The sequence below is a fragment of the Pseudoalteromonas sp. S16_S37 genome (assembly GCF_014694405.1).
GTDB lineage: Bacteria > Pseudomonadota > Gammaproteobacteria > Enterobacterales > Alteromonadaceae > Pseudoalteromonas.
The window spans coordinates 1-237 of sequence record NZ_JAAUWV010000261.1 but is presented as its reverse complement, the minus strand read 5'-3'; the positions used below and the strand labels follow the sequence as shown (position 1 = coordinate 237).

Here is a 237-nt window from a genome sequence, read left to right as displayed (position 1 = left end):
AACTGCATCCCACAAAAATACTGCCAATAGGGATTTTCACACCACATGGCGACCGTATTTTCATCCGAAAGTTTATGAATTTGTTTAAGATATTCCAATCCAGCCAGTAACCGAATGGGAGAGCTGGACCCCATTGGTTGGACACATAAGCTAACTTTTTAAGTGGTTGATCCAGTCATGCCGCGTATCTTTGCTTACCGAAGTAAACTTCATCAGGTGTTAGTTCGTTTAGCCCTT

At 42.2% G+C, this 237-nt stretch carries 1 pseudogene; it reads right to left on the bottom strand.

Going from position 1 to position 237, the window contains the following annotated elements:
• Nucleotides 1–113: pseudogene (locus tag HC733_RS22850) on the bottom strand (transposase); the annotation flags it as partial.
• Between the last annotated feature and the right edge of the window lie 124 nt (nt 114–237).